The sequence below is a fragment of the Kitasatospora sp. NPDC059599 genome (assembly GCF_042735125.1).
Lineage (GTDB): Bacteria > Actinomycetota > Actinomycetes > Streptomycetales > Streptomycetaceae > Kitasatospora.
This window is the reverse complement of sequence record NZ_JBHWCL010000028.1, coordinates 47,080-68,712: the sequence shown is the minus strand read 5'-3', so window position 1 is coordinate 68,712 and position 21,633 is coordinate 47,080. Positions and strand designations below refer to the sequence as shown.

General features: G+C 76.3%; 15 protein-coding genes and 2 pseudogenes. 8 read left to right on the top strand and 9 right to left on the bottom strand.

Translation table 11 applies throughout. From position 1 onward, the window contains the following. From ACFV04_RS13190 to ACFV04_RS13170, 5 genes and pseudogenes are all read left to right on the top strand, one after another. Positions 1 to 1,082: pseudogene (locus tag ACFV04_RS13190) on the top strand (hypothetical protein); the annotation flags it as partial. Then, positions 1,079 to 2,953 carry a TOMM precursor leader peptide-binding protein gene (locus tag ACFV04_RS13185; protein ID WP_380528925.1) on the top strand — a complete coding sequence of 625 codons (1,875 nt, stop codon included), beginning with the start codon at positions 1,079 to 1,081 and terminating at the stop codon, positions 2,951 to 2,953. The pseudogene ACFV04_RS13190 and the gene ACFV04_RS13185, both read left to right, overlap by 4 nt. 24 nt (positions 2,954 to 2,977) lie before the next feature. Continuing rightward, positions 2,978 to 4,690, top strand: a complete 1,713-nt coding sequence (locus ACFV04_RS13180) for a thiopeptide-type bacteriocin biosynthesis protein (protein ID WP_380528924.1) — start codon at positions 2,978 to 2,980, stop codon at positions 4,688 to 4,690. An 87-nt stretch (positions 4,691 to 4,777) separates the two neighbouring features. Beyond that, positions 4,778 to 5,548: a GNAT family N-acetyltransferase gene (locus ACFV04_RS13175; RefSeq protein WP_380528922.1), complete on the top strand. Its 771-nt coding sequence runs from the start codon at positions 4,778 to 4,780 to the stop codon at positions 5,546 to 5,548. 375 nt (positions 5,549 to 5,923) lie between these two features. After that, a complete protein-coding gene (locus ACFV04_RS13170) occupies positions 5,924 to 8,821 on the top strand; it encodes a hypothetical protein (protein WP_380528920.1) in 2,898 nt (965 codons plus the stop codon). Positions 8,822 to 8,885: 64 nt separating this feature from the next. Here the strand turns inward: ACFV04_RS13170 and ACFV04_RS13165 are convergent, their stop codons facing one another. Both ACFV04_RS13165 and ACFV04_RS13160 read right to left on the bottom strand, forming a co-directional pair. After that, positions 8,886 to 9,629 (bottom strand): SOS response-associated peptidase, encoded by a 744-nt coding sequence (locus ACFV04_RS13165; protein WP_380528918.1) that lies wholly within the window; start codon positions 9,627 to 9,629, stop codon positions 8,886 to 8,888. 48 nt (positions 9,630 to 9,677) lie between these two features. Then, positions 9,678 to 9,908: pseudogene (locus ACFV04_RS13160) on the bottom strand (helix-turn-helix transcriptional regulator); the annotation flags it as partial. Positions 9,909 to 10,097: 189 nt separating this feature from the next. Here ACFV04_RS13160 and ACFV04_RS13155 point away from each other — a divergent pair. Next, positions 10,098 to 11,309, top strand: coding sequence for a saccharopine dehydrogenase family protein (locus ACFV04_RS13155; protein WP_380528916.1), 1,212 nt, complete (start codon positions 10,098 to 10,100; stop codon positions 11,307 to 11,309). A gap of 8 nt (positions 11,310 to 11,317) precedes the next feature. Here ACFV04_RS13155 and sigJ read toward each other — a convergent pair whose 3' ends face one another. After that, positions 11,318 to 12,274, bottom strand: a complete 957-nt coding sequence (gene sigJ, locus ACFV04_RS13150; RefSeq protein WP_380528915.1) for an RNA polymerase sigma factor SigJ — start codon at positions 12,272 to 12,274, stop codon at positions 11,318 to 11,320. A gap of 191 nt (positions 12,275 to 12,465) precedes the next feature. On the opposite strand from sigJ, the gene ACFV04_RS13145 reads away from it, so the two are divergent. Beyond that, positions 12,466 to 12,870: a hypothetical protein gene (locus tag ACFV04_RS13145; protein ID WP_380528913.1), complete on the top strand. Its 405-nt coding sequence runs from the start codon at positions 12,466 to 12,468 to the stop codon at positions 12,868 to 12,870. Positions 12,871 to 12,947: 77 nt separating this feature from the next. Here the strand turns inward: ACFV04_RS13145 and ACFV04_RS13140 are convergent, their stop codons facing one another. The 5 genes from ACFV04_RS13140 to ACFV04_RS13120 all read right to left on the bottom strand — a co-directional run bounded on the left by ACFV04_RS13140 (position 12,948) and on the right by ACFV04_RS13120 (position 18,218). Next, positions 12,948 to 13,391, bottom strand: a complete 444-nt coding sequence (locus ACFV04_RS13140; protein WP_380528911.1) for a hypothetical protein — start codon at positions 13,389 to 13,391, stop codon at positions 12,948 to 12,950. 227 nt (positions 13,392 to 13,618) lie between these two features. Next, positions 13,619 to 16,033, bottom strand: coding sequence for an RICIN domain-containing protein (locus ACFV04_RS13135; RefSeq protein ID WP_380528909.1), 2,415 nt, complete (start codon positions 16,031 to 16,033; stop codon positions 13,619 to 13,621). A gap of 296 nt (positions 16,034 to 16,329) precedes the next feature. Next, the gene (locus ACFV04_RS13130; protein WP_380528907.1) at positions 16,330 to 16,896 is read right to left on the bottom strand and encodes a rhodanese-like domain-containing protein; all 567 of its coding nucleotides are present in this window, start codon (positions 16,894 to 16,896) and stop codon (positions 16,330 to 16,332) included. A gap of 96 nt (positions 16,897 to 16,992) precedes the next feature. Further along, the gene (locus ACFV04_RS13125; protein ID WP_380528905.1) at positions 16,993 to 17,742 is read right to left on the bottom strand and encodes a sulfite exporter TauE/SafE family protein; all 750 of its coding nucleotides are present in this window, start codon (positions 17,740 to 17,742) and stop codon (positions 16,993 to 16,995) included. Next, positions 17,739 to 18,218 (bottom strand): rhodanese-like domain-containing protein, encoded by a 480-nt coding sequence (locus ACFV04_RS13120; RefSeq protein WP_380528903.1) that lies wholly within the window; start codon positions 18,216 to 18,218, stop codon positions 17,739 to 17,741. The genes ACFV04_RS13125 and ACFV04_RS13120 overlap by 4 nt, the downstream gene beginning before the upstream one ends. Before the next feature lie 384 nt (positions 18,219 to 18,602). On the opposite strand from ACFV04_RS13120, the gene ACFV04_RS13115 reads away from it, so the two are divergent. Next, the gene (locus ACFV04_RS13115) at positions 18,603 to 19,988 is read left to right on the top strand and encodes a rhodanese-like domain-containing protein (RefSeq protein WP_380528901.1); all 1,386 of its coding nucleotides are present in this window, start codon (positions 18,603 to 18,605) and stop codon (positions 19,986 to 19,988) included. A gap of 346 nt (positions 19,989 to 20,334) precedes the next feature. Here ACFV04_RS13115 and ACFV04_RS13110 read toward each other — a convergent pair whose 3' ends face one another. Beyond that, positions 20,335 to 21,546, bottom strand: a complete 1,212-nt coding sequence (locus tag ACFV04_RS13110) for a CynX/NimT family MFS transporter (protein ID WP_380528899.1) — start codon at positions 21,544 to 21,546, stop codon at positions 20,335 to 20,337. Between the last annotated feature and the right edge of the window lie 87 nt (positions 21,547 to 21,633).

Here is a 21,633-nt window from a genome sequence, read left to right as displayed (position 1 = left end):
GTACCCGGGCGGACGCGATCGCCCTCGCCGCCCGACTGGACCTCGGCCGCGGCACCGGGCATCCGGCCGCGCTGCCGGTGCTGCTCGCCGCCGCCGGCGCCCAGCGGCTGCTCTGCGCGATCGCCGGCCTGCCCGACCCGGGCGAGCCGGCCGACGACCCGCGCCTGCTCACCGGCCGCCCCGCCGTCCTGCTCGCCGAAGCCCGCCCGCCGCGCGCCGAGCACCACCCGTGGGCGGCGGGCGCGGGCGCCGCCGCCGAACCGCCCGGGGACCTCGCCGAGGCGCTGCGCCGGGTCACCGCCCTTGGCGACCCGCGGCTGGGCGTCCTTGACGCGCCGTCCCCCGGGGGCCTGCCACAGCTGCCCGTCGCCCTGGTCTCCTGCCGCACACCGACCGGCACCCTGACTGCCGGTGCGGCCCGGACGGACCTCGCCCGGCTGGCCGCCGCCTGCCGGACCGCCGAACTGCACCTGGCTGCCGTCGACGGGGGAACGGCGACGGTCGTCGGCGCCGACCCGGACCACGCGCTCGGCCGGGCCCTGCGCCGGGCCGCCCTCGACCTCGCCGCCCCGGACGGGCCCGAGCTGCCGGAGTCGGTCTGGCGCGGGCATCCGCAGGCCGCGCACTGGTGGGCGGTGTTGTCCCGCTGCCTCGACCGTCCGCCGGTGCTGATGGTCCGTCAATTCGGCAGTGACCGGGCGTATCTGGCCGATGTCGAGGGCGGCCGGGCGGTGGAGGCCGCCCCCGCCGACGCGGTCGCGCACGCCGCCCTCGCCGCCCTCACCCGCCTCCTCGCCGGGGGCCACGGCCCGGCAGCCGGCCACCACACCGCCCTCGACGGCGCGGCCGCCCCGCTCGCCGCCGCGGGCCGCGCCCCGGCCGCCTGGACGGACGAGGGCGCCACCGACCGCTGGCTCGCCGGACTCGCGGACCGGGAAGCGGACGTGCGCACCACCCTCCAACGGCTGACCGGCCTGCGGACCGCCCCCTGGCGGCCCGCCGTCCCCGGGGCCCGCCCGCTCGCCAACGCCCTCGACGGCTGCGGGTTCACCGTGCTCGTCCGGATCGGAGACGGCCGATGAACGACCTCCCGGTGCTCACCCCGGCGCAGGCGCTCGCCACTACCGGCGGCACCGCCGTCGTCCACCTCACCGAGTGGACCCTCGGCCTCGCCGTCGAGCTCAGCCGCCACGCCCTGGCCCGTCCCGTCCGCCTGGTCCCGGTGCGCGAGGACGGTGCGCTGACCCTGGTCGGCCCGGTGCTGCACCCCGGCGCCCCGGCGTGCCTCGGCTGCACCGAGTACCAGCGGCTCGCGACGGCGGGCGGCCGGGTGCCCTGGCAGAGCCCCGACCTGGCGCTCGCGGGCACCGGCACCCCGGCCTTCGACGAGGCGGTGGCCGCGCTCGCCGCCGAACTGGCCGAGTCGTCCGACGGGAGCGAGGCGACCGTCCACCTCGTCAACGGCGCCCGGGCCACCTGGTCCACCCACCGGGTCCGCCCCGTCGGCGGCTGCCCCGTCTGCCGTCCGCTGCCCGCCGACACCCCGGAGTCGGCCCGGCTGCCCGCGACACCCCGCCCGCTGCCCGACCCGGCGGTGCTGCGCGGCCCCAACGACCGCACGGGGGCCGAGCAGTTGCGGGCTGAACTGCACGACGAGCGTTTCGGCCCGGTCCGCCGGCTGTTCCGCACCGAGGACTCGGCGTTCGCCCTCACCACCGCCTGGGTCACCGACGGCCGAGCGGTCGACGACGGCGGGTACGGGCGGGCGGTGGACTTCCGCGCCAGCGAACGGGTGGCGCTGTTCGAGGCCGTGGAACGGTACGCCGGGATGCGGCCGCTCGGGCGCCGGACCGTCCTGCGGGCCTCCTACGCGGACCTCGCGGGCGACAGCGATCCCGGTACCGTCCTCGACCCCGTCCGGCTCGGCCTGCCCGACGCCGACCACCCCGGGCACCCCGCCGCCACCACCGTCCGGTACACCCCGGACCTGGTCCTCGACTGGGTCCACGGCTGGTCGCTCACCCACCGCCGCCCGGTCGCCGTCCCCGAACACGTCGCCTACTGGGACCTGCCGGACCGCGACCGCCCCCGTGTGGTCTACGAGTCCTCGAACGGCTGCGGGCTCGGCAACAGCCCCCAGGAGGCCGCGCTCTACGGCCTGTTCGAGGTCGCCGAACGCGACGCCTTCCTGATGGCCTGGTACGCCCGCACCCCGCTGCCCGGCATCGCCGTCCCCACCGACGACCCGCAGGTCGCCGACCTCGCCGCCCGTGCCCGCCTGCTCGGCTACCGGCTCACCCTGCTCGACGCCACCAACGACCTCGGCATCCCCGCGGTGATCGCCCTCTGCCGCCACGAGGGCGGACATCCGGACGCCCCGCGGACCCTCCTCGCGGCCGGCGCCCACCACGACCCGCTGACCGCGATCCGCTCCGCCGTCGCCGAGGTCGTCACCAACGTCCAGGAGGCCCCGCACCGCTCCACCGCGCCGGGCGGCCCGCGCGACCCGCAGCGGCTGCGGCCGATGCTCGCACGGCCCGACCTCGTCGTCGGCCTGGACGACCACGTCGGCCTCAACGCGCTGCCCGAGGCCCAGCCCCGGCTGGACTTCCTCTTCGCCGGACCGCCCCCGGTGCCCTGGACGGAGCGCCGGCCCGATGCCCCCGCACCGGTCACCGACCTGACCGACCTGCTGGAGCGGACCGTCGCCCGGCTCGCCGGAGAAGGCCTGGACGTCATCGTGGTCACCCAGGACGAGCCCGGCGTCCGCGACCGGCTCGGCCTGCACTGCGCCAAGGTGATCGTCCCCGGCACGCTGCCGATGACCTTCGGCCACGTCAACCGGCGCACCCGGGGCCTGCCGCGCCTGCTGGAGGTCCCGCACCGGCTCGGCCGCACCCCGGAACCGCTGCGCCACGACGAACTGCCGCTCCACCCGCACCCGTTCCCCTAGCCGTCCGGGAAGGACGCTCCGACCATGAAGGACGCACCGACCGTGCAGGACGCACCGACCGTGCCGACCGTGCCGACCGCCCCCACCCCCGGCTGGCACAGCCTGCACCTCGCCCTGCCGCTGCCCGCCCACGAGGCGGACGCCTTCCTCACCGCCGACCTCGCCCCCCTGCTGGACGGCCTCCCCGACACCGACTGGTTCTTCATCCGCTACGGCGAGGGCGGCCCCCACCTGCGGATCCGCCTCCGCAGCGCCGGCCCGCCGCCCGCCACCCTCGCCGCCGACCTCACCCGCCTCGCCACCCGCCGCACCCCCCTCGACGGGCCCTGGGCGGCGCGGCACGGCGAGGTCACCGAAGTCCCGTACGAGCCCGAGACCGCGCGCTACGGCGGCCCGGCCCTGCTGCCGATCGCCGAGGACCTGTTCACCGACTCCACCCGCACCGCCGTCCACGCCCTGCGCGCCCTCCAGGCGGCCCCCGAATCCCGTCTGCCGCTCGCCCTCGACCTCGCCCACACCACCGCGCACGCCCTCGGCCTCGACGAACTCGCCGCCTCCCGCTGGCTGCGCCGCCACGCCGCGTCCTGGCGCTGGGTCACCGAGTTCCAGGCGCTGCCCGGCGCCGCCGTCCACACCCGGGTCAACACGGTGTTCGCCCGGCAACGGCAGGCCCTGGCCGGGCGCGCCCGGGCGCTGCGCACGGCCCTCGACGCGGGCACGGCCGCCACCTGGCTGGGCGACTGGGCCGCCGTGGTCGCCGAGTCCGCAGCCCGGATGCGGACCGCCGTGGCCGTGGATCGGAGCGCCCCGGGCCACGCCGTCCGGGCGTCCGCGGAGCGGCTCGGCTGGGTCTGGGCCTCCCAGCTGCACATGCTGTTCAACCGGCTCGGCGTCGGCCCCGACGAGGAACGGGCGGTCTGCCGCCTCGCCGCCCGGACCCTGCTGGAGACCGGGCAGCCGTTCACCTTCTTCCCCGCCGACCACCACGCCCCGGACCACCAGTACCTGGAGCGCAGCAAGTTCCAGATCGGCCGCACCGAGGACACCACGCTGCGCGACCTGCCGCCCTCCCCGGCTCCGCAGCCCGCGCCGGGCGACGTCCCACTGCCCGCCGAACCCCTGCCGGCCGTCACCCTCGCCGAGGCCCTGCAGACCCGCCGCTCCACCCGCGGCGCCCTCACCGGCCCGCTCACCGCCGCCACCCTCGGCGGCGTGCTGTGGTCGGCCCACGCCGAGAATCCCGGCACCGGCCACCGCCCGTACCCGAGCGCGGGCGCCCTGCACACCGTCCGCCTGCGCCTGATCGCCCTCGCCGTCGACGGCCTGCCCGCCGGCACCTACCACTGCCTGCCGGAACACCGCAGCCTGCGCCCCATCGGCCCGCCGCCCGCCCTCGACGACCTCAAAGCCCTCTCCTCGTACACCTCCCGCCCGGCCGCCGACCCGCTCGCGATCGACATCGACGAGGCCCCCGCCGTCCTCGCCGTCTACCTCGACCTCGGCCGCCTGCGCCGCCGCTACGGCCTGCGCGCGCTGCGCCTCGGCCTCCTCGAAGCCGGCCACCTCACCCAGAACCTCCTCCTCACCGCCGGCGCGCACGGCCTCGGCACCACCCCCCTCGGCGGCGTCCAGGACGACCTCGCCCACGAACTCCTGGGCCTGGACGACCTGGAGGAGCCGATCCAGTACCTGCTGCCCCTGGGGAGGCCGGCGGCGCCCCGGCCGGAAGCGCCCTGACCGGGTGTGCCCGGGTGACGGCGGGGCCGCGCGGATCCCGGACGACCGCCCGGCTGCGGCCCGCCGGGAACCCGTAGAGTTCCCGGCATGCCGGATGACGAACTGCAGCGGATCAACGCCTTCTTGGCCGGGTCCGCCCGCCTGCGGGCCGAGCGGACGGTCGAACTCCCCGGCGGGTTCGCCGTGTTCGACGACCGCTTCGCGGGCTCGTGGTCGAACAACCAGGTCGTCGTGGACCGCACCGACGCGGATCCGGCCGCCCTGCCCGGCCTCGTCGACGAGGTGATGGGCGAGCGGCCGTTCCGCGTCGCGGCCGTGCTGGACGGGGAGTTCGGGATGGCGTGCGTGGAGCCGTTCCGGCGGGCGGGGTACCGGCACAGCACCTACCTGGTGATGCTGCACACGGGCCCGGTTCCGGCCGCCGACGGCGGCGCCGTCGAGGAGGTCGACCTGGAGGCGCTCCGCCGGCCGCTCGCGGCGAGTTGGCGGGCGGTGCTCCCGGACGCGGACGAGGACGTGGTCCGGCAGCTGGTCGACCGGCGGGAGGCGTGCCGGCGAGGCGCCGAGGACGTCCGGTTCCTCGGCGCCCGGGCGCGGGACGGAGCGGTGGCCGCCTGGGCCGACCTCTACCTCGAACCTGCCAGGGGGATCGCCCAGATCGAGGACCTGATGACCGCCGAGGCGCACCGGCGGCGCGGCCACGCCGACGCCGTGCTCGCCGCCGCCCTGCGCCGCGCGGCCGCGGCGGGCTGCGGCACCCGCTTCCTGATCGCGGAGTCCGACGACTGGCCCCGGGACTGGTACGCGCGCCGCGGATTCGAGGTCATCGGGCACTCCCACGGCTTCGAGCGCACCTGACCCGGCGCGGAGTGGATCCGACGGTCCGTCGACACCGAAGAATCTGACGATCCGTCAGGTCATCACGCCGGTGAGAGCCGACGTCACCTCGCACTCCGATCCACGGATGCGACCGCCGTCCGGGTTCACCGGCGGCGAAAATCCGGCGAAGAACTTCCGCAGCGTCAAACGTGCCCGAAAAAACCGCAGGTGAAGCGGGCGGAATCGTGCACGTCCCTTCCTTTCGCCGACCGGATCTGACAGCATCGTCCGCTGTCCGGCGACCCCCGCCGGTGATCCGCCACGCCGGCGCGTGCCGAGCGCCGCCGGCTTTCGTCGAGTGCCGCCGGGCGTCCACGGGCGGTCGAATCGTGCCCGGACGGGGCCGGAGGACATGTGACCAGCCGCGCGGGCACCGCCGTGCCCACCACCGACACCGCGCGCCGCCCGGCCCACCGGCCCGCGCGCTGGGTCCGTACCCGGGTGCGCGCCGACCTGCCGGCCGCGCTGCTGACGGCGGCCCTGGTCTTCGTCACCGTGTTCCTCGCGGCCGCCCTTCCCCGGGTCGCGGACCGGGGCGCCGACGCCGCGCTGCGCGACTACGTGAATCACCGCAGCCTGCACGAGACCAGCCTGCGGTACACCTCCCTCACCCGCCCCGGCGACGACTCCGCCGAACTCGCCACCGTGCAGCGGTCGCTCACCGCGCGCATCGCCCCGGCCCTGGCACTGTCAACGCCCGGTGCGGCCCGCGGCACCAGGGCCGTCGCCCGGGGCGACCTGAACAACCCCGGGTACACCCGGCTCGCCGCCGACGCCGCCCCCGGGATGGACCTGCTCCACCTGGACGGCCTCGCCGACCGGGTCACCCTCACCGCCGGCACCTGGCCGGGGCCCGCCGCCGACGGGCCGCTGCCGATCGTGCTCAGCGCGAAGGCCGCGGACACCATCGGCATCAGGATCGGTGACACCGTCGACAGCGGCACCGACGAGTCCGGCGGGCGCCGCCTCACGACGGTGACCGGCCTCTACCGCGTCGACGACCCGCTGGACCCGTTCTGGGACGACCTCGGCTGCCCCGACCGCGCCTGCCTGCAGCTCGACCCGCTGGGCAACAACCGGTGGCGGACCACCGGCTTCGTCGGCGGCAGCGGTACCAGCCTGTCGGCGCTGACCCGTTGGGGATCGGGCGGCGAGAACTTCTGGCGGCTGCCGGTCGACCCGGCCGGCCTGCGCGCCGACCGACTGGACCGCACCCGCGCCACCGTCGCCTCCTTCGTGAACGGACGCGACGCCCGGCTGCTGGTCGGCGCGACCGGCCGGCCGGACCTGCGGGTCGACTCCTACCTGCCGGACACCCTCGGCCGGGCCGACGCCCGGTACCGGGCCGCGGTGCCCCTGAGCGCGATCGGCCCGGCCGGTGTCGCGGGCGTGGCCGTCGTGGTGCTCTGCCTGGCCGCGGCCCTCGCCACCGACCGCCGGGACGCCGAGATCCGGCTGCTCCGGGCCCGCGGCGGCTCGCGCGGCGGGGTGCTGCTGCGCCTGCTCGGCGAGGGAGCGGTGACCGTCCTGCCCGCCGCCTTCCTCGGCACGGCCCTGGCCCTGTTCCTGCTGCCCACCCCCCGGTGGGGCCAGGCCGTCACGGCGGCCGCGGTCGCCACGACGCTCGCCCTGCTGGCCTTCCCCACCCGGGCCGCCCTGCTCCGGCCACGCGGCCGATCCGCGGGTGGCGGACCGGCGGGCGGCCGGGCAACGGGCGGCCGGTGGGCGAGCGGCCGATCCGCGGGTGGCGGACCGGCGGGCGACCGGCGCCGGCTGATCGGCGAACTCACCGTCCTGGTCGTGACGGTCACGGCCGTGGCCGAGCTCCGCCGCCGGGGCGTCGGCCGCTCCGGGGCCGCGGTGGACCCGCTGCTGGTCGCGACGCCCCTGCTGCTCGCCGTCACCGGCGGCCTGCTGCTGGCCCGCCTCGAACCCCTGCTGGTCGGCCGGCTCGCCGCGCTCACCCGCCGGGGCCGCGGCCTGATCGGCTTCCTCGGCCTGGCCAGGGCCGCCCGCGACGGCTCGGGCCGCCGCCGGTCCTCCGTCCTGCCGCTGCTCGCCCTGCTGATCGCCGTCACCACGGCCGGGTTCGGCGCCACCGTGCTCGACGCCGTCGACCACAGCCGGATCCGTGCCGCGCGCACCGCCACCGGCGGCGACATCGCCGTCGCCGTCCCCGAGTACGCCACCCTCTCCGAGGCGTTCACCGGGGCCGCCGCCGCACTGCCCGGCGTGCGGAGCGCCAGCCCGGTCAGGATCGAGCCCAAGGTCCTGCTGCTGGGCGCGGACCGCTCGTCCACCCGTGTCCTCGCCGTCGTCGTCGAACCGACGGCGTACGCCGAGATCGCCCGCACCACCGGAGCCGGCACCTTCGACCCGGCGAAGCTCGCCGGCACCCCCGGCGGCCCCGGTACCCCGGTGCCCGCGCTGTTCAGCCGCGACCTGGCCGAGCGCCTCGCCGCCGGCGGCCCCAGGTTGCGCCTGCTCGACGGCAACGAACTGCCGACCGCCGTCGCCGGGATCGTCACCGCCACCCCCGCCCTGCCGGACCCGGGGCAGCCGTTCGTCGTGCTGCCCGCCGGCCCCGCCGGGGAGCGGCTGCCCGAGCTCAAGCCGGCCAACCGGTGGCTCGCCGTCGGCGACCCCGACCCGGCGCAGGTCGGATCGCTGCTGCTGGAACGGGGCCTGACCCCGCCCACCGGCATCCTGAAACTGATCCAGGACGATGCGACCGCCGCCGGCCGGGGCTCTCACGGCTTGCCTCCCGGCTACGCCGTCCACAGCAGCCGCGAACTGGCCGGCCGGCTCGCCGACGACCCCCTCCAGCAGGCCGCCGGCCGACTGTTCCGCTACGCGGGGGCCGCCGCTGCCGGGTTCGCCCTGCTCGCCGTCCTGCTCACCCTCGTCCGTGCCGCACCCGACCGTGCCGCCGTCCTCGCCCGGCTGCGCACCATGGGCCTGCGGCCGCGCCAGGGCCTCGCCCTGATCATCACCGAGGCACTGCCCCAGGCGGTCGCGGCCGTCCTCGGCGGCGGCCTCGCCGCGCTCACCGCGACGGCCCTGCTCGGGCCCGCCTTCGACCTCTCCACGCTGGTCGGCGCCAAGGTCGGCCACACCCTCGCCCCGACCCTGCTCCCCGTCCTCCTGCCCACCGCGGGGCTGGCCCTGCTGGTCTGCCTCGCCGTCGTGCTGGAGACCCTGGCCGCCGGCCGGCGCCACCTCACCACCGAACTCCGCGCCGGGGATCGCTGACGGCCGTGATCACGGGAGGGCGTGCCCGGACCCTCGGCCCGGCGTGCCCGTCCTCGTCGGACCGTCAGTCCGCGAGGCCCAGCGGGTCGGTGGCGGTGTCCAGCAGTTCGGGGCCGTTGTTGCGGACGCTGTTGACGGTCGTGGGGACGGCGCGCACGCGCAGGTCGCCGTCGGCGGGGCGGCGCAGCAGGTGGTGGAGTTCGGCGGGGTCGGTGTGGGCGGGGGAGAGCCAGCCGGGGACGTCGTCGGGGGCGATGGTGAGCGGCATCCGGTCGTGGACGCGGCCGGCGCTGTCGGTGGCGTCGGTGGTGATGACGGTGGCGGTGGCGAGCCAGGCCAGCGGGTCGTCGTCGGCGCGGGTGCGGTCGCGCCAGAACTCGTAGAGGCCGGCCATCAGCATCACGCCGCCGGTGCTGAGGAAGTACGGCTGCTTGTACGTCTTGCGATCGGCTGCGGCGGGCACCTCGCGCCACTCGAAGTAGCCGTCGGCGGGGATGACGCAGCGGCGGGCGGTGAAGGCCTTGCGGAAGGCGGGCTTGGTGTCGACGGTCTCCGAGCGGGCGTTGATCATGCGGGCGCCGCCGGACGGGTCCTTGGACCAGGACGGGACCAGGCCCCAGCGCAGCGGCCGCAGTTGGCGCAGCACCTCGCCGGTGTCCCGGTCGACGCGCTCCAGCACGGCCGGCACCGGGTCGGTGGGGGCCACGTTCCAGCTGGGCGCGAAGGTCTCGGCCGGGTCCCAGCGGAGCTCTCCGAGCAGCGAGACGAGGTCCTGGGGCGTGGTGGTGGAGACGAAGCGGCCGCACATGCCCCCAGCCTGCCACCCGGGGCGGACAACCGGCGGGCGGCCCGCCCCTCAGCGTGGCGCGGCCGCTCCTGGCGCGTGCCCGTCCGGTGCCCGTCCACCCGGGGTGTGGCCGAAGGTCCGGCGGGGGACGTCGACGAAGGCGCTGGCGGAGGACCAGCCGCAGCGGTGGGCGACGGCGGTGACCGGCAGGCCGTCGGCGAGCAGCACCAGGGCGTGGTGCAGCCGTCGTTGGGTGCGCCACTGGGGGAAGGTCATGCCGAGGTCGGCGCGGAAGAGCCGGTGACGCCGGAGCCGGTGACGCCGGAGTCGGTGGTGCCGGAGCCCGGCGTGGTGGTGCGGGAGGGGGCGGCGGTGCGGGCCCGGCGGTGGACCCGAAGGTTTCGTTCATATCTGATACGGTCGTTATGAAAACGAGTGATCGTTGGGTGGCGTGCGGCAGCTCCTGGCCCCGCAGGACCACCGGAAGGGATGACGACCATGAAGGTGCTCGCCCTCGGCGGAGCCGGCGTGACGGGCCGGGTCGCGGCCCGCGTCGCCGCCGCGCTCCCCGGCGTCCACGAACTCGTGATCGCCGACCGCGACCTGGCCGCCGCCCGGCGTGCGGCCGCCGCGCTCGCCGCCGCGACGGCCGTCCCGGTGCGGGCCCAGCGGGTGGACGTCACCGACCCGGCGGGCCTGCACGCCGCCCTCGGGGAAGCCGACGCCGTGCTGAACACCGTCGGGCCCTACTACCGCTTCGGCCTCGACGTCCTGCGCGCCGCGATCCGCGCCCGCACCGACTACCTCGACATCTGCGACGACTGGGAACCCACCGTCGCGATGCTGGAACTGGACGGCGAGGCCCGCGCCGCCGGGGTGCGCGCCGTGATCGGCATGGGCGCCAGCCCCGGCGTCAGCAACCTGCTCGCCGCCCGGGCAGCCGCCCGCCTCGACACCCTGACCGACGTGTACACCGCCTGGCCGGTCGACGCCGGCCCCCGACCGGGCGGCTCGCCATCCGACACCTCGCTGCCCGAGTCCTCGCTGCGCGACGCGAACGGCGCCGTCCCGGCCGCCGCCGTGCACTGGATGCAGCAGATCAGCGGCACCGTCGCGGCGGTCGAGGGCGGCCGGATCGTACGGCGCCCCCCGCTGCGCCCCGTCACCCTCGACCTGCCCGGCGGCCACCGGGGGACGGCGTACACCGTCGGCCACCCCGAACCGGTCACCCTGCACCGCAGCCTGCGGCCCACCGGGGAGGCCGCCAACCTGATGGTGGTCCGGGCCGGCACCGCCGCCTACCTCGACGTGCTGCGCACCGACCTGGACGCCGGGCGGCTCAGCAATGAGACCGCGGCCGCGGACCTGGCCGGCCCCACCCTGCGCCGCGTCCTGCGCGCCGCCGCCCGGGCTCCCCGCCTGCGCGGCCCGGGCACCCTCCCGCCGTTCTTCGCCGCCGCCACCGGGACGCGGGACGGCCGGCCGGCGGCGGCCCTGGCGCGGCTCACCGGCGCGGACGGGCTGCTGGCGGACATGGCCGAGGCGACGGGTGTGCCCGCCGGGCTGGCGCTGGCCCAACTGCTGGACGGGACGCTGGGGCCGGCGGGGGTGCACCCGCCGGAGGCGGCCGTCGACGTGGAGCGGTTCTTCCGCGACCTGGCGCGGGAGTGCCCGGGGGTGGAGGTGGTGGAGGAACTGTAGATGGGGCCTCAGCGGGGGAGCGGCCGGTCCTCCGTCCAGGGGCGCAGCTTCTCCGGGTTGCGGACCGCCCAGATCCGGGTGACGCGCCCGCCGTCCACGTCGAAGGCCGCCACGGTCGCGGTGACCCCGGCGTACCGGGCCACCAGACCGGGTCGGCCGTTGACGGTCCGTTCGAGGAGGACGAGCCCGGGGGCCCGGCCGGCGAAGTGGATCAGGTATCGGGCGATCCGCTCGCCGCCCACGACCGGGCGCAGGGCGGTGCCGACCGCCCCGCCGCCGTCGGCGGCCATCACGGCGTCGGGGGCGAGCAGACCGACCAGGGCCGCGATGTCCCCGGCCTCCCACGCCTCCTTGAAGTGCCGCACCAGCGCGGCCTGTCCCGCTCGGGGCGCCGTCGGCACCTGCGCGGCGCGGACCCGCCGACGGGCCGAGGAGGCCAGCTGCCGGCAGGCCGCCGGGGTGCGGCCGACGATCCCGGCGACCTCGGGGAAGGGGTACCGGAAGACGTCGTGCAGGACGAACGCCACCCGCTCGGCCGGTGTCATCGCCTCCAGGACGACGAGCAGGGCCATGTTCACCGACTCGTCGAGGGTGACCCAGTCGGCCGGATCCGCCGGCTCCTCCCGGCCGCCGCCCGGCCCGCCGATCCACTCCGTGCGGTCGGGCAGCGGCTCGGGGATCCACTCGCCGACGTAGCGCTCCCGGCGCACCCGCGCCGACCCGAGCAGGTCCAGGCAGACCCGGGTGGCCACCGTGGTCAGCCAAGCGCCGGGCGAGACGATGTCCGCCCGCTGCCCCGGCGCCATCGCGTACCAGCGAGCGTACGTCTCCTGCACGGCGTCCTCGGCCTCGGCCAGCGAACCGAGCAGCCGGTAGGCGAGGTTGATCAGTTGCCGCCGCTCGCCGACGACCGCGCTCAGGTCCGGTTCGGTCCGGTCGTGCCCCGGCTCGGATGGGGTGTTCATGATCGGGGCCGCTCCCTGGTTCCGCTCGTCCGCCGGCGTCCGTGCCGCCGCTGCCACCCTTTCGACGAAACGGCGCACCGGACTGTGAGGCGGATCCGCGACGGAACCCGCCTCACACTTCGCGGGCCCGCGTCGTCGGACCACCGGGACACTGTCGATCACCGCCGCGAGGCAGAAGAGGGGACCGCGTCATGGCCACACCGACGACGGCAGCAGTACACCGCAGCACCGGCTTCCTGCGGGCCGCGATCGCCCTGCAGACGGCGGCCGTCCTCTTCCAGGCGGTCACGGCCGGCCTGCTGCTGTCCACCTCCGCCGGGGAGGTGCTGCACGGCGTCGGGGCGCGCGTGATGTACGGGGCGTCGATGCTGTACGTGCTCGCCGCGGTCCTGGCGTGGCGGCCGGGCGGCGGATCGCCCCGGCCGGTCCTGCACGCGGCCGGCTTCCTGGTGCTGGCCTCGGCGCAGGTCGTCCTAGGCATCGCGCACGTTCCGGCGGTCCACGTCCCGCTGGGCGTGCTGATCTTCGGCCTGAGCGTGGCGGACCTGGTCCGGGCCCCGGCCGCCCGCGCCGTGCGGCCGTCCGACGCCCGGTAGCGGCGGCCCGCGGCCGCGTCCGGCGGATCCCCGCCCGGGGACCGCCGGAGGCGGCGTCGGTGGTTCCGGAACGCGGCTCAGGAGGCCTGGGTCTCCGCGACGCCGGTCGTCTCCGGCGTGTCGTCAGGAGCGTCCCCCGGCGCGGCGTTCGGTGCGGCGTTCGGGGTGTCGTCCGGGGCGTCGTGCTGCGCGGCGCTCCGTGCGGCGTGCTGCGCGGTGCTCGCGACGGACCGTCCGGTGGTGCGGGGTGCGGTGCGTTCCCCGGCGTGTCGGCAGGTCCCGCAGGTGTTCCAGTGGGGGAGGACCGACGCCCGGCCGGGGTCGCCCGCGCGGAGCGGGGCCAGGGTCATCTCGGAGGTGTCCAGGCCACACAGGGTGAGGGGCCCGCAGAGGCCAGACGCCTCCGCGAGCGCGGTGTGGGCCCGGCGCACGGGGTAGTCGGGGTCCGCCGGGGAGTGGTCCGACCCCAGGAGGCGGACGTTGGTCGGGGTGTCGCGTTCCAGCACGATGACGGTGTCCATCTCACCAACGTCTCCCCGGGGCGGACCGGCTGCACCCGCACAGTGGCATCCGGACCAGCCGCACGGGCGGCCTCCGGCGCGTCGGGCGTCCGCCGGGACGCGTCGCCCGCCCGCGGACGGGCCGCGGCCGGCCGGGTGGGCCGGCCGGCCGCGGGTGGGTGCGGTGCGGGGGTCAAGGGTGTGGTGGTGCGGTGCGGGGACCGGCGGTGTGGTGGTGCGGTGCGGGGTCAGTCGGTGACGGCCGCGGTCGCGGAGCGGCCGGGCGCGAGGGTGACGGTGACACAGGTGTAGGTGACGCCGTCGACGACTGCGGTGCGGGCGGCCCGCGGCCCTCCGTCGACGGTGGTGCGGGCGTGCTCCCCCCGGAAGCGCGCCTCCCAGGTGAGCGGCTCGGTCCCGGTGTTGGTGACGGTGCTGCTCCGCTCGCCGTCGTGGCGGACGGTCACCGTGCCGCTGCCGACGGGGATCGACGCGACCTGCAGCCAGCCCATCGAGGCGGGCAGCCGGGAGGTGGTGGCGAGCGTGCCGTTCGCGGCGTCCGGTTCGACGCCGAGCAGGCCCTGGACGGTCTGGGCGAGCAGGGTGAACGGCACCTCGGGGTAGTCGCCGTTGAGCATCCGCCCGCTCGCGTGCAGGGCGCCGACGTTCTCGTAGACGTACCGCATCCACTTCCAGGCGGTGGTGCCGTCGTCGGCGGCGAAGAAGGCGTCCGGCAGGTAGGTGTAGGCCTCCAGGTTGGCCGAGCGGTCGGGCCCGGAGTCGGCGGCGTCGATGGCAGCGAGGAGGCCGTCCCGGCGCGGCCCGGGGTCGAGGAGCTGCTTGACCGGCATCAGCACGCTCGCCTCGTAGCCCCAGCCGGTGACCGGTGCGCCGGTGGTGTCGTAGCCGTGCACGACCTCGCCGGGCTGCCGGGCGTCGACGCTCCAGGTGGAGTTGACGTAGGACCGCAGCGCCCCGGCGGTCTGGCGGTACCCGGTGGCGGAGGCGGTGTCGCCCCGGGCGTCGGCCAGCGTGGCGGCGGCGAGGTAGGCCTGGTACTGGGAGCCCAGCGCGTCACCGGACTCGGCGTACGTGCCGGTGGCGTTCTCGGCGTAGCCGGCCGTGCCGGCGAAGATGCTCCGGCTGGTGGCCTGCGGGATCGGGAGGCCGCCGTTGTCGATCGGGCCGGGGTGCCGGGCGATGAACGGGCCGAGGGTGTTGCGGACGTACGTGCCGAACGCGGGGTCGTCGGCGTAGTCGTGGTCGCCGGTCCAGCGGTAGGCCTCACCGGCCTTCTGGACCAGTTCGAAGGGTGCGGGCAGCTCCCGGACGAAGCGGTCCGGACCGCGGTAGTCGATGGCGCCGTACGTCCGGGCGTCGAAGTCGAGCGCCCAGACCGGGTAGAGCCCGTTCACCTCGGTGGCGGAGGCGGCGAAGCCGCGCAGCATGGTCTTGTTCTCGGCGTCCAGGCCGAGCAGGTGGGCGCCGACCAGCTGGTGGGCGAAGTCCCGGCTGTAGAAGGCGGACCGGAACGGGTAGCCGGCCCAGTACGTGGTGTCGTAGACGGTGCTTCCGGTGCCGCCGGGGTGGTTCTCGTCCATGTCGAGGACACCGGTCGTGCCGGCCTGCTGGACCCAGCTGTTGGCCTTGGTCTTGGCCCAGTCGAACAGGGCGGCCACCTCCGGGTCGGAGGAGCTGGCGACCGGGTCGTCGGGGGCGGCCGGGGCGACGGCGGCGTCGTCCACGTTGACCCAACCGGTGGGCGAGGAGCCGATGGTGAGGACGATGCGGTCACCGGCGGCGACCCGGATCCGGGGGAGGGTGTACTTCGCGTAGGTGGGCTGCTCGGGGAGGTCGAGGGAGCGCACCACGGTGCCGTTGACGCTGACCGAGAAGCTGCCGCCGGCCCCGCCGGTCGCGATCCACGCGGACAGGTCGTAGCCGCCGGCGGTGACGGCCGTCGCCCGGTGGCTGACCGCGTAACCGGTCCCCGCGTCGAGGTAGGCGAGGCGGGCGCCGCCGTGCGGGTTGTTGGTCGCGATGCCGGTGTGCGCGGTGAGCGTCCAGCCGTCGGCGCCCTGTTCGAAGCCGGGGTTGGCGAGTACGAGGGGCTCGGTGCGGGTGAGCGTCCAGCGGTGCGCCGGCCGGGCGTCGCAGCGGCCGTGCGCGGCCGGCGGGGACCCGGCCTGCGCCGGGGGCGTGGCCCGGCCGGGCGTCGGGTCGGCGGTCAGGCAGGCGCCGGTGCCGCGTACGGCGAGGGTGTACGTGCCCTGCGGGGCACGGGAGACGGTGAAGCGTTCGGCGTCGGGGGAGGTGCCGCAGTCCGCCGTGGCGGGCCGGTGGCCGGGGCCGTCGAGGGTGAGGCAGCGGCCGGTCGCGGCGTTGACGAGCCGGTAGTCGCCGTCGGTGCGGCGCAGCTGCCAGCGCTGGCTGAGCAGCCGGCGGCAGTCCGCACCGGTGACCGGGGCACCGGGGGTGGGCTGCGCGAACTGCGGGCCGAGGCAGCTGCCGTCCAGCGCGGAGCCGAGGAGGTAGCTGCCGCCGTCCACGAGCGGTGCCCGGTCGTCGGCGAACGCCGGTGCGCCGCCGAGGGCTTGAGCGGCGAGGACGGCCAGGAGCAGGAGACCGGACGGTAAGGCGCGGGTGCGGGCACGGGGCGGCATGGCGGGTCCTCTTCCGGTCGGGTGGTTGACGAGTGAGCGTTTGAACGTTCAAATCAATGCGGGAGGCATCGCATGTGATGGGTGACATTTCACATGTTCAGACAAGCCGCGTCAACGGCCGCGCGTCAGCGGCCGCATGCCGACGGTCGTCCGGTCCGGCAGCGGCTGTGTGGCGGCGGCTGTGTGGCGCCGGTCCGTCCGGGGCGGCCGTGTGGCGGCGGTCCGCCCGGAGCTGCGGGGCCCCTGCCCGACGGGGGTGGGCAGGGGCCCCGCGGTGCGGGGTCGCAGCCGGGGGCTCAGCGCCCGAGCGCCGCGAGCGTGTCGTCGAGTGTGGGCCCGCCGGGGCGCGGGCGGTTGTGCGGGAGCTTGGCGAGCATCGAGCCCATCGCGCAGGTGTCGGTCAGCGCGGACGACGACAGCCCGGCGCCGACCGCGGCGGAGACCCAGCGGGCGCGGGGCCGGGCGAGGCCGACCAGCACCCCGGCGAGGACGAGCGAACCTGCCACGAACCGGATTTGGCGGTCCATCGACCACACCGCGCGGGCGCCGGCGGCCCGGTCCAGCTGCTGTCCGGCGCCGGACCAGGCGTTGGTGCCGCCGGTCAGGGTGAGGGTCGGGATCCCGGCGGCGGCGAGTCGGCGGCAGGCGTCGTCGGCGCGCGGTCCGGCGGCGCAGACGACGGCGAGCTCGTTCTGTTCGGCGGCGTCGCGCAGCGCGGGCAGGGCGCGGTCGAGCTGGTCGAGCGGGATGTTCAGTGCGCCGGGGATGTGGCCGACGGCGTACTCGCCGGGGGAGCGGACGTCGATGAGGGTGAGCTGCCCGAGGCGGGGCTTGAGCTGCTCGACGGTCAGCGGCGTGGTCATGGGGGTCCTCTCGGGGTGGTGGGGGATTCGGCGTGACCGGCCCGGCCGGCGGGGTGTCGAGGATCGGTTCCGGTGGGCCGTCGGGGGAGTCGGTGGTCAGCCGAGCGCGGTGACCAGCATCAGCGCGGCGACGGCGAGCAGGGCGATGGCGAAGGACTTCCGCAGGGTCCGCCCGCTGAGCTTGTCGGCGAGCCGCTTGCCGTCCCAGGCGCCGAGGATCGCGGCGCCGGTGAAGGGTGCGGCCACGGCCCAGTCGATCGCGCCGGTCGCGCCGAGCCGGGGGAGCAGGGCGGCGAGGGAGTTGGCGGTGATGACCAACAGGCTGGTGCCGACCGCCTCGGCCATGGTGAAGGCGAGCACCGAGACCAGGGCGGGGACGGCGAGGAACCCGCCGCCGACGCCGAGCAGCCCGGTGACGGCGCCGAGGCCGGCGCCCGCCGCGGTGGAGCGTCCGGTGCCGGCGGCGGAACGTTCCTCCGCTGCCGCCTTGGGCGGCACCAGCATCCGCCAGGCCGCGAGCGCCGCCAGTACCGCGAAGGCGCCGGTCAGCAGCCCGCCCGGCAGGTGCGCGGACAGCGCTCCGGCCGCCGCCGCCGCGGGCAGACCGGCGGCGGCGAACAGCGCCCCCGTCCGCCAGCGAACCCGGCCCGCCCGGGCGTGGGCGAACAGTCCGGTCAGCGAGGTCGCGGCGACGATCACCAGGCTGGCCGTGGTGGCCGTCGCCGGGCTGAAGCCGAGCAGGTAGACCAGGGCGGGCACGGCGAGCATGCTGCCGCCTCCGCCGAGCCCGCCCAATGCCAGCCCGACGATCGCGCCGGCGGCGAGCGCCAGCAGCAGCGTGGTCATATGACGCGCCCGGGGCCGCCGCCGGGCGTGGTGACCGGCAGGCCGGCCCCGGCCCAGGCGCCCATGCCGCCGGTCACGTTCAGTACCTCGACGCCGCGCTGCGCGAGCAACTCCGCGGCGCGCTGCGACCGGTGGCCGGAGCGGCAGATCGCCAGGACGGTCCGCCCGGCCGCCGCGGGCGGCAGCGGGACGCCCGCGACCAAGGCGATCAGCGGCTGGTGCAGCGCGCCGGGGGCGTGGCCGGCGGCGAACTCGCCGGCCTCTCGGACGTCGAGCAGGACGGCGGTGCCGGTACGGGCGAGCTCCCGGGCCCGGGCGGGCGTGGTCTGCCCGGGCGCGCCCCGGTCGCCCCGGTCGCCCCGGTCGGGCAGGCCGGGTAGGCCGGGTAGGTCGGGAACGCCCCGGTGGGGGGAGCGCTGTTCGGGGCGGCGCTGTTCGGGGAAGTGCTGGTCAGGGGCAGGCGGCAGCTGGGGCAAGGGACTCTCCGGTGGTACGGGCCGGACGGCGGGCGGTCCGGCGGATCGGGGGTTGCCGCGGCCGCCCGTACGGGCCGGACGGCTCGGTGCGGCGGTGGTGCAGCGGCGGTGTCGGTGCTTCCTCGGCCCCGCTCGTCCCTGGATCGGTGGCGGCGGCCGGTCCCCCTCGATGCCCACCATAGTACCCCCGGGGGTATTATCGAAATCGTTCGGCGATACCCCCGCCGGTATCGGTCGCCGGTGGCCGCATGCCTGTATACATACCGAGGGGGGTATTCGCTTCGCGCCGCATCCGAGTAGGTGCGTCCGTCGAAAAATTACCCCCCGGGGTATGTTTGAGCATGTCTGGCCGGCTCGTCAGGCCCCAACCAGGAGGAACCCCCCATGATCTTCAGCCAGTACTACCTCGACTGCCTCTCCCAGGCGTCCTACCTGATCGCCGACGAGCGCACCGGCCAGGCCGTGATCGTCGACCCCCGCCGGGACGTCGACGAGTACCTCGCCGACGCCATGGCGCGTGGCCTGACCGTCGTCGGCGTCATCAACACCCACTTCCATGCCGACTTCCTGGCCGGTCACCTCGAACTGGCCGACCGCACCGGCGCCTGGATCGGGTACGGGCAGCGTGCCGAGACCGAGTACCCCATCCGCAAGCTCGCCGACGGTGAGCGGATCGAACTCGGCGACGTCACCCTGCAGATCCTGGAAACCCCGGGCCACACCCCCGAGTCCATCAGCATCCTGGTCTTCGAACAGCCCGACGACACCGTCCCGTACGGCGTGCTCACCGGGGACGCGCTGTTCATCGGCGACGTCGGCCGCCCCGACCTGCTCGCCTCCACCGGCGTCACCGCCGCCGAACTCGGCGCGATGCTCTACGACAGCGTCCACCGCAAGCTGATGGCCCTGCCCGACGAGACCCTGGTCTTCCCCGCCCACGGCGCCGGCTCCGCCTGCGGCAAGAACCTCTCCACCGACCGGCACTCCACCATCGGCGCGCAGCGACGGACCAACTACGCCTGCCAGCCCATGGACCAGGAGATTTTCGTCCGCATCGTCACCGCAGGCCAGTCCACCGCGCCCGCCTACTTCGGCCACGACGCCGCCCTCAACCGGCAGGACCGCCCGCTGCTCGACCGCACCAACGCCGCCCGGCCCCTGTGCCCCGAAGGCTTCCAGGAGGCCCGCACCGCGGGCGCCGTCGTCCTCGACGCCCGCAGCCCCCAGGACTTCGGCGCGGGACACATCCGCGGCGCCGTCAACGTCCCCCTCGACGGCCGCTTCGCCGAACAGGCCGGCACCGTCCTCACCCCCGACCGCACCATCGCGATCATCGCCCCGCAGGACCGCGAGGACGAAGTCATCACCCGCCTCGCCCGCATCGGCTTCGACCACATCGCCGGCTACCTGCGCAACCCCGCCAACGCCCTGCCCGCCCTCGCCGACGAGCTCACCACCGCCGGCCGCCTCACCGCCGACCGGCTCCGCACCGCCCTCGCCGGCGAGCAACCCCCCACCGTCCTGGACGTCCGCACCTGCGGCGAACGCGAAGCAGGCTCCATCGAAGGATCCCTGCACATCGCCCTGACCGACCTTCCCCACCGCCTGAACGAGATCCCCACCGACCGCCCCCTGGTCGTCCACTGCGCCGGCGGTCACCGCTCGTCCATCGCCGCCAGCCTGCTGCGCCACCACGGCCGCACCGACGTCTCCGACCTCCTCGGCGGCTACGACGCCTGGCACACCCTCACCCACCCCGCCCGAGCCTGAATCCGGCTCTCGCTGTCCGGGCCGCGGGCGTTCTCGAAGCCGGCGCCCGCCCGGGGACCAGGGACACCATCCCGGCCCCGACGTCACGGGCCGTGTCCTCCTGGCCGGAAGCCGGTGTGTCGGGCTGTCCGCCGAAGCCGGAGACCACAGTGCGCTTCCGTCGGGCCGGGGCACCGGGACCGGAGTATTCAGCCCGGTGCCGTCCCCGCCGTCCCTGCCGTCCCGGTGCCGTCCTGGCGAGGCCGGCCGAGGCCGCCGAGGCCCGGGTTTCGACAGCGCCGACCGCGCCCGTGCGTCCTGCGGTCCGCCCCGGCGTCGCGGCGTGCTCGGGGGGCCGGGTGGCCGCTCACTCGGGGTCGTGGCCGGCCGGCAGGCTCGCCGCTGCGCACACGAGCAGGACGGCGGTGAGCGCGGTCAGTGGTGCGGTCCAGGTGCCCGTTGCGGTGTGCAGGGCGGCGGCGAGGACGGGGCCGGTGGCGGCGAGCAGGAAACCGCAGGTCTGCGCCATGGTGGACAGGGCGGCCACATGGTCGTGGTCGCGTCCCCGGTGGGCGTAGAGCACGCCGGGCAGTGCCTGCCCGGCGCCCAGTCCCATGCCCAGGATGACGACCCACACCATCGGGGCACCGGCCGGTGCGAGCAGGAGCCCGGCGAAGCCGATCACGCAGACCAGGACGGTCACCAGGATGTGGGGCCGCTGGTCGGCCCGCTTGGCGGCCAGGACGGGGGCGGCGAAGCCGCCGACGGCGACGCCGCAGATGAGCAGGGCCTGGCCGGTTCCGGCGGCGCTGCGGCCGACGCCGGCCTGGACGAGGATCGAGGGCAGCCAGGCGAGGGTGGTGTAGAAGGCGAGGGTCTGGATGCCGAAGAAGGCGGTCAGGCTCCAGGCGAGGGCGGTGCGGGCCACGTGCGGGTGCCCGGTCCGCTCGGGGCCGGCGCCCGCGGCGGGCCGCGGCGGCTGACGCAGCTGTGGGGTCATGCCGGCGGCGGCGAGGACAGCGGGGATCACGGCCAGGCCGATGGCCGGCTGCCAGCTTCCGGTGGCCTGGGCGATGGGGACGACCACGGCGGCGACGAGCGCCGAGCCGGCGCCCATCGACAGGGCGTAGACACCCATCATGGTGCCGACGCGCTCGCGGGGGAACCGCTTGCGGACCAGGACGGGGATGAGCACGTTGACGACGGCGGTGGCCGCGCTGACCACGACGGTGCCCGCGAACAGGCCCGGCATTCCCAGCATGCGCAGTACCGCGCCGGCCACCAGGACCAGGCCCGCCCACCACAGTCCGCGCTCCTCGCCGAGCCGCCGCCGGATCCCGGCCGCGAGCGGGGCGAAGGCGCCCATGCACAGCGGCGGCAGCAGCCCCAGCACGGAGACGGTGACGGGGCTGAAGCCCGCGACCGGGGCGAGCGGACCGATCTGCCCGAAGGAGACCCGGGTGTTCAGGCTCATCAGCACGAAGCCGACGACGAGCAGCGCGCCCGTGCCCGGGACGGGCGGCGGTGCGGTGCGGTCACGGGGGACGGCGGCGGTCGCCGGCGGCGGGGACATAGGCATGGCAGGGCTCTCCGGACACTCGGTGGTTAGGCTTGCCCCAACCCTGCGCGCTCAAGTCCACTTGAGCGCAAGTGCCCGCTTCCGGAG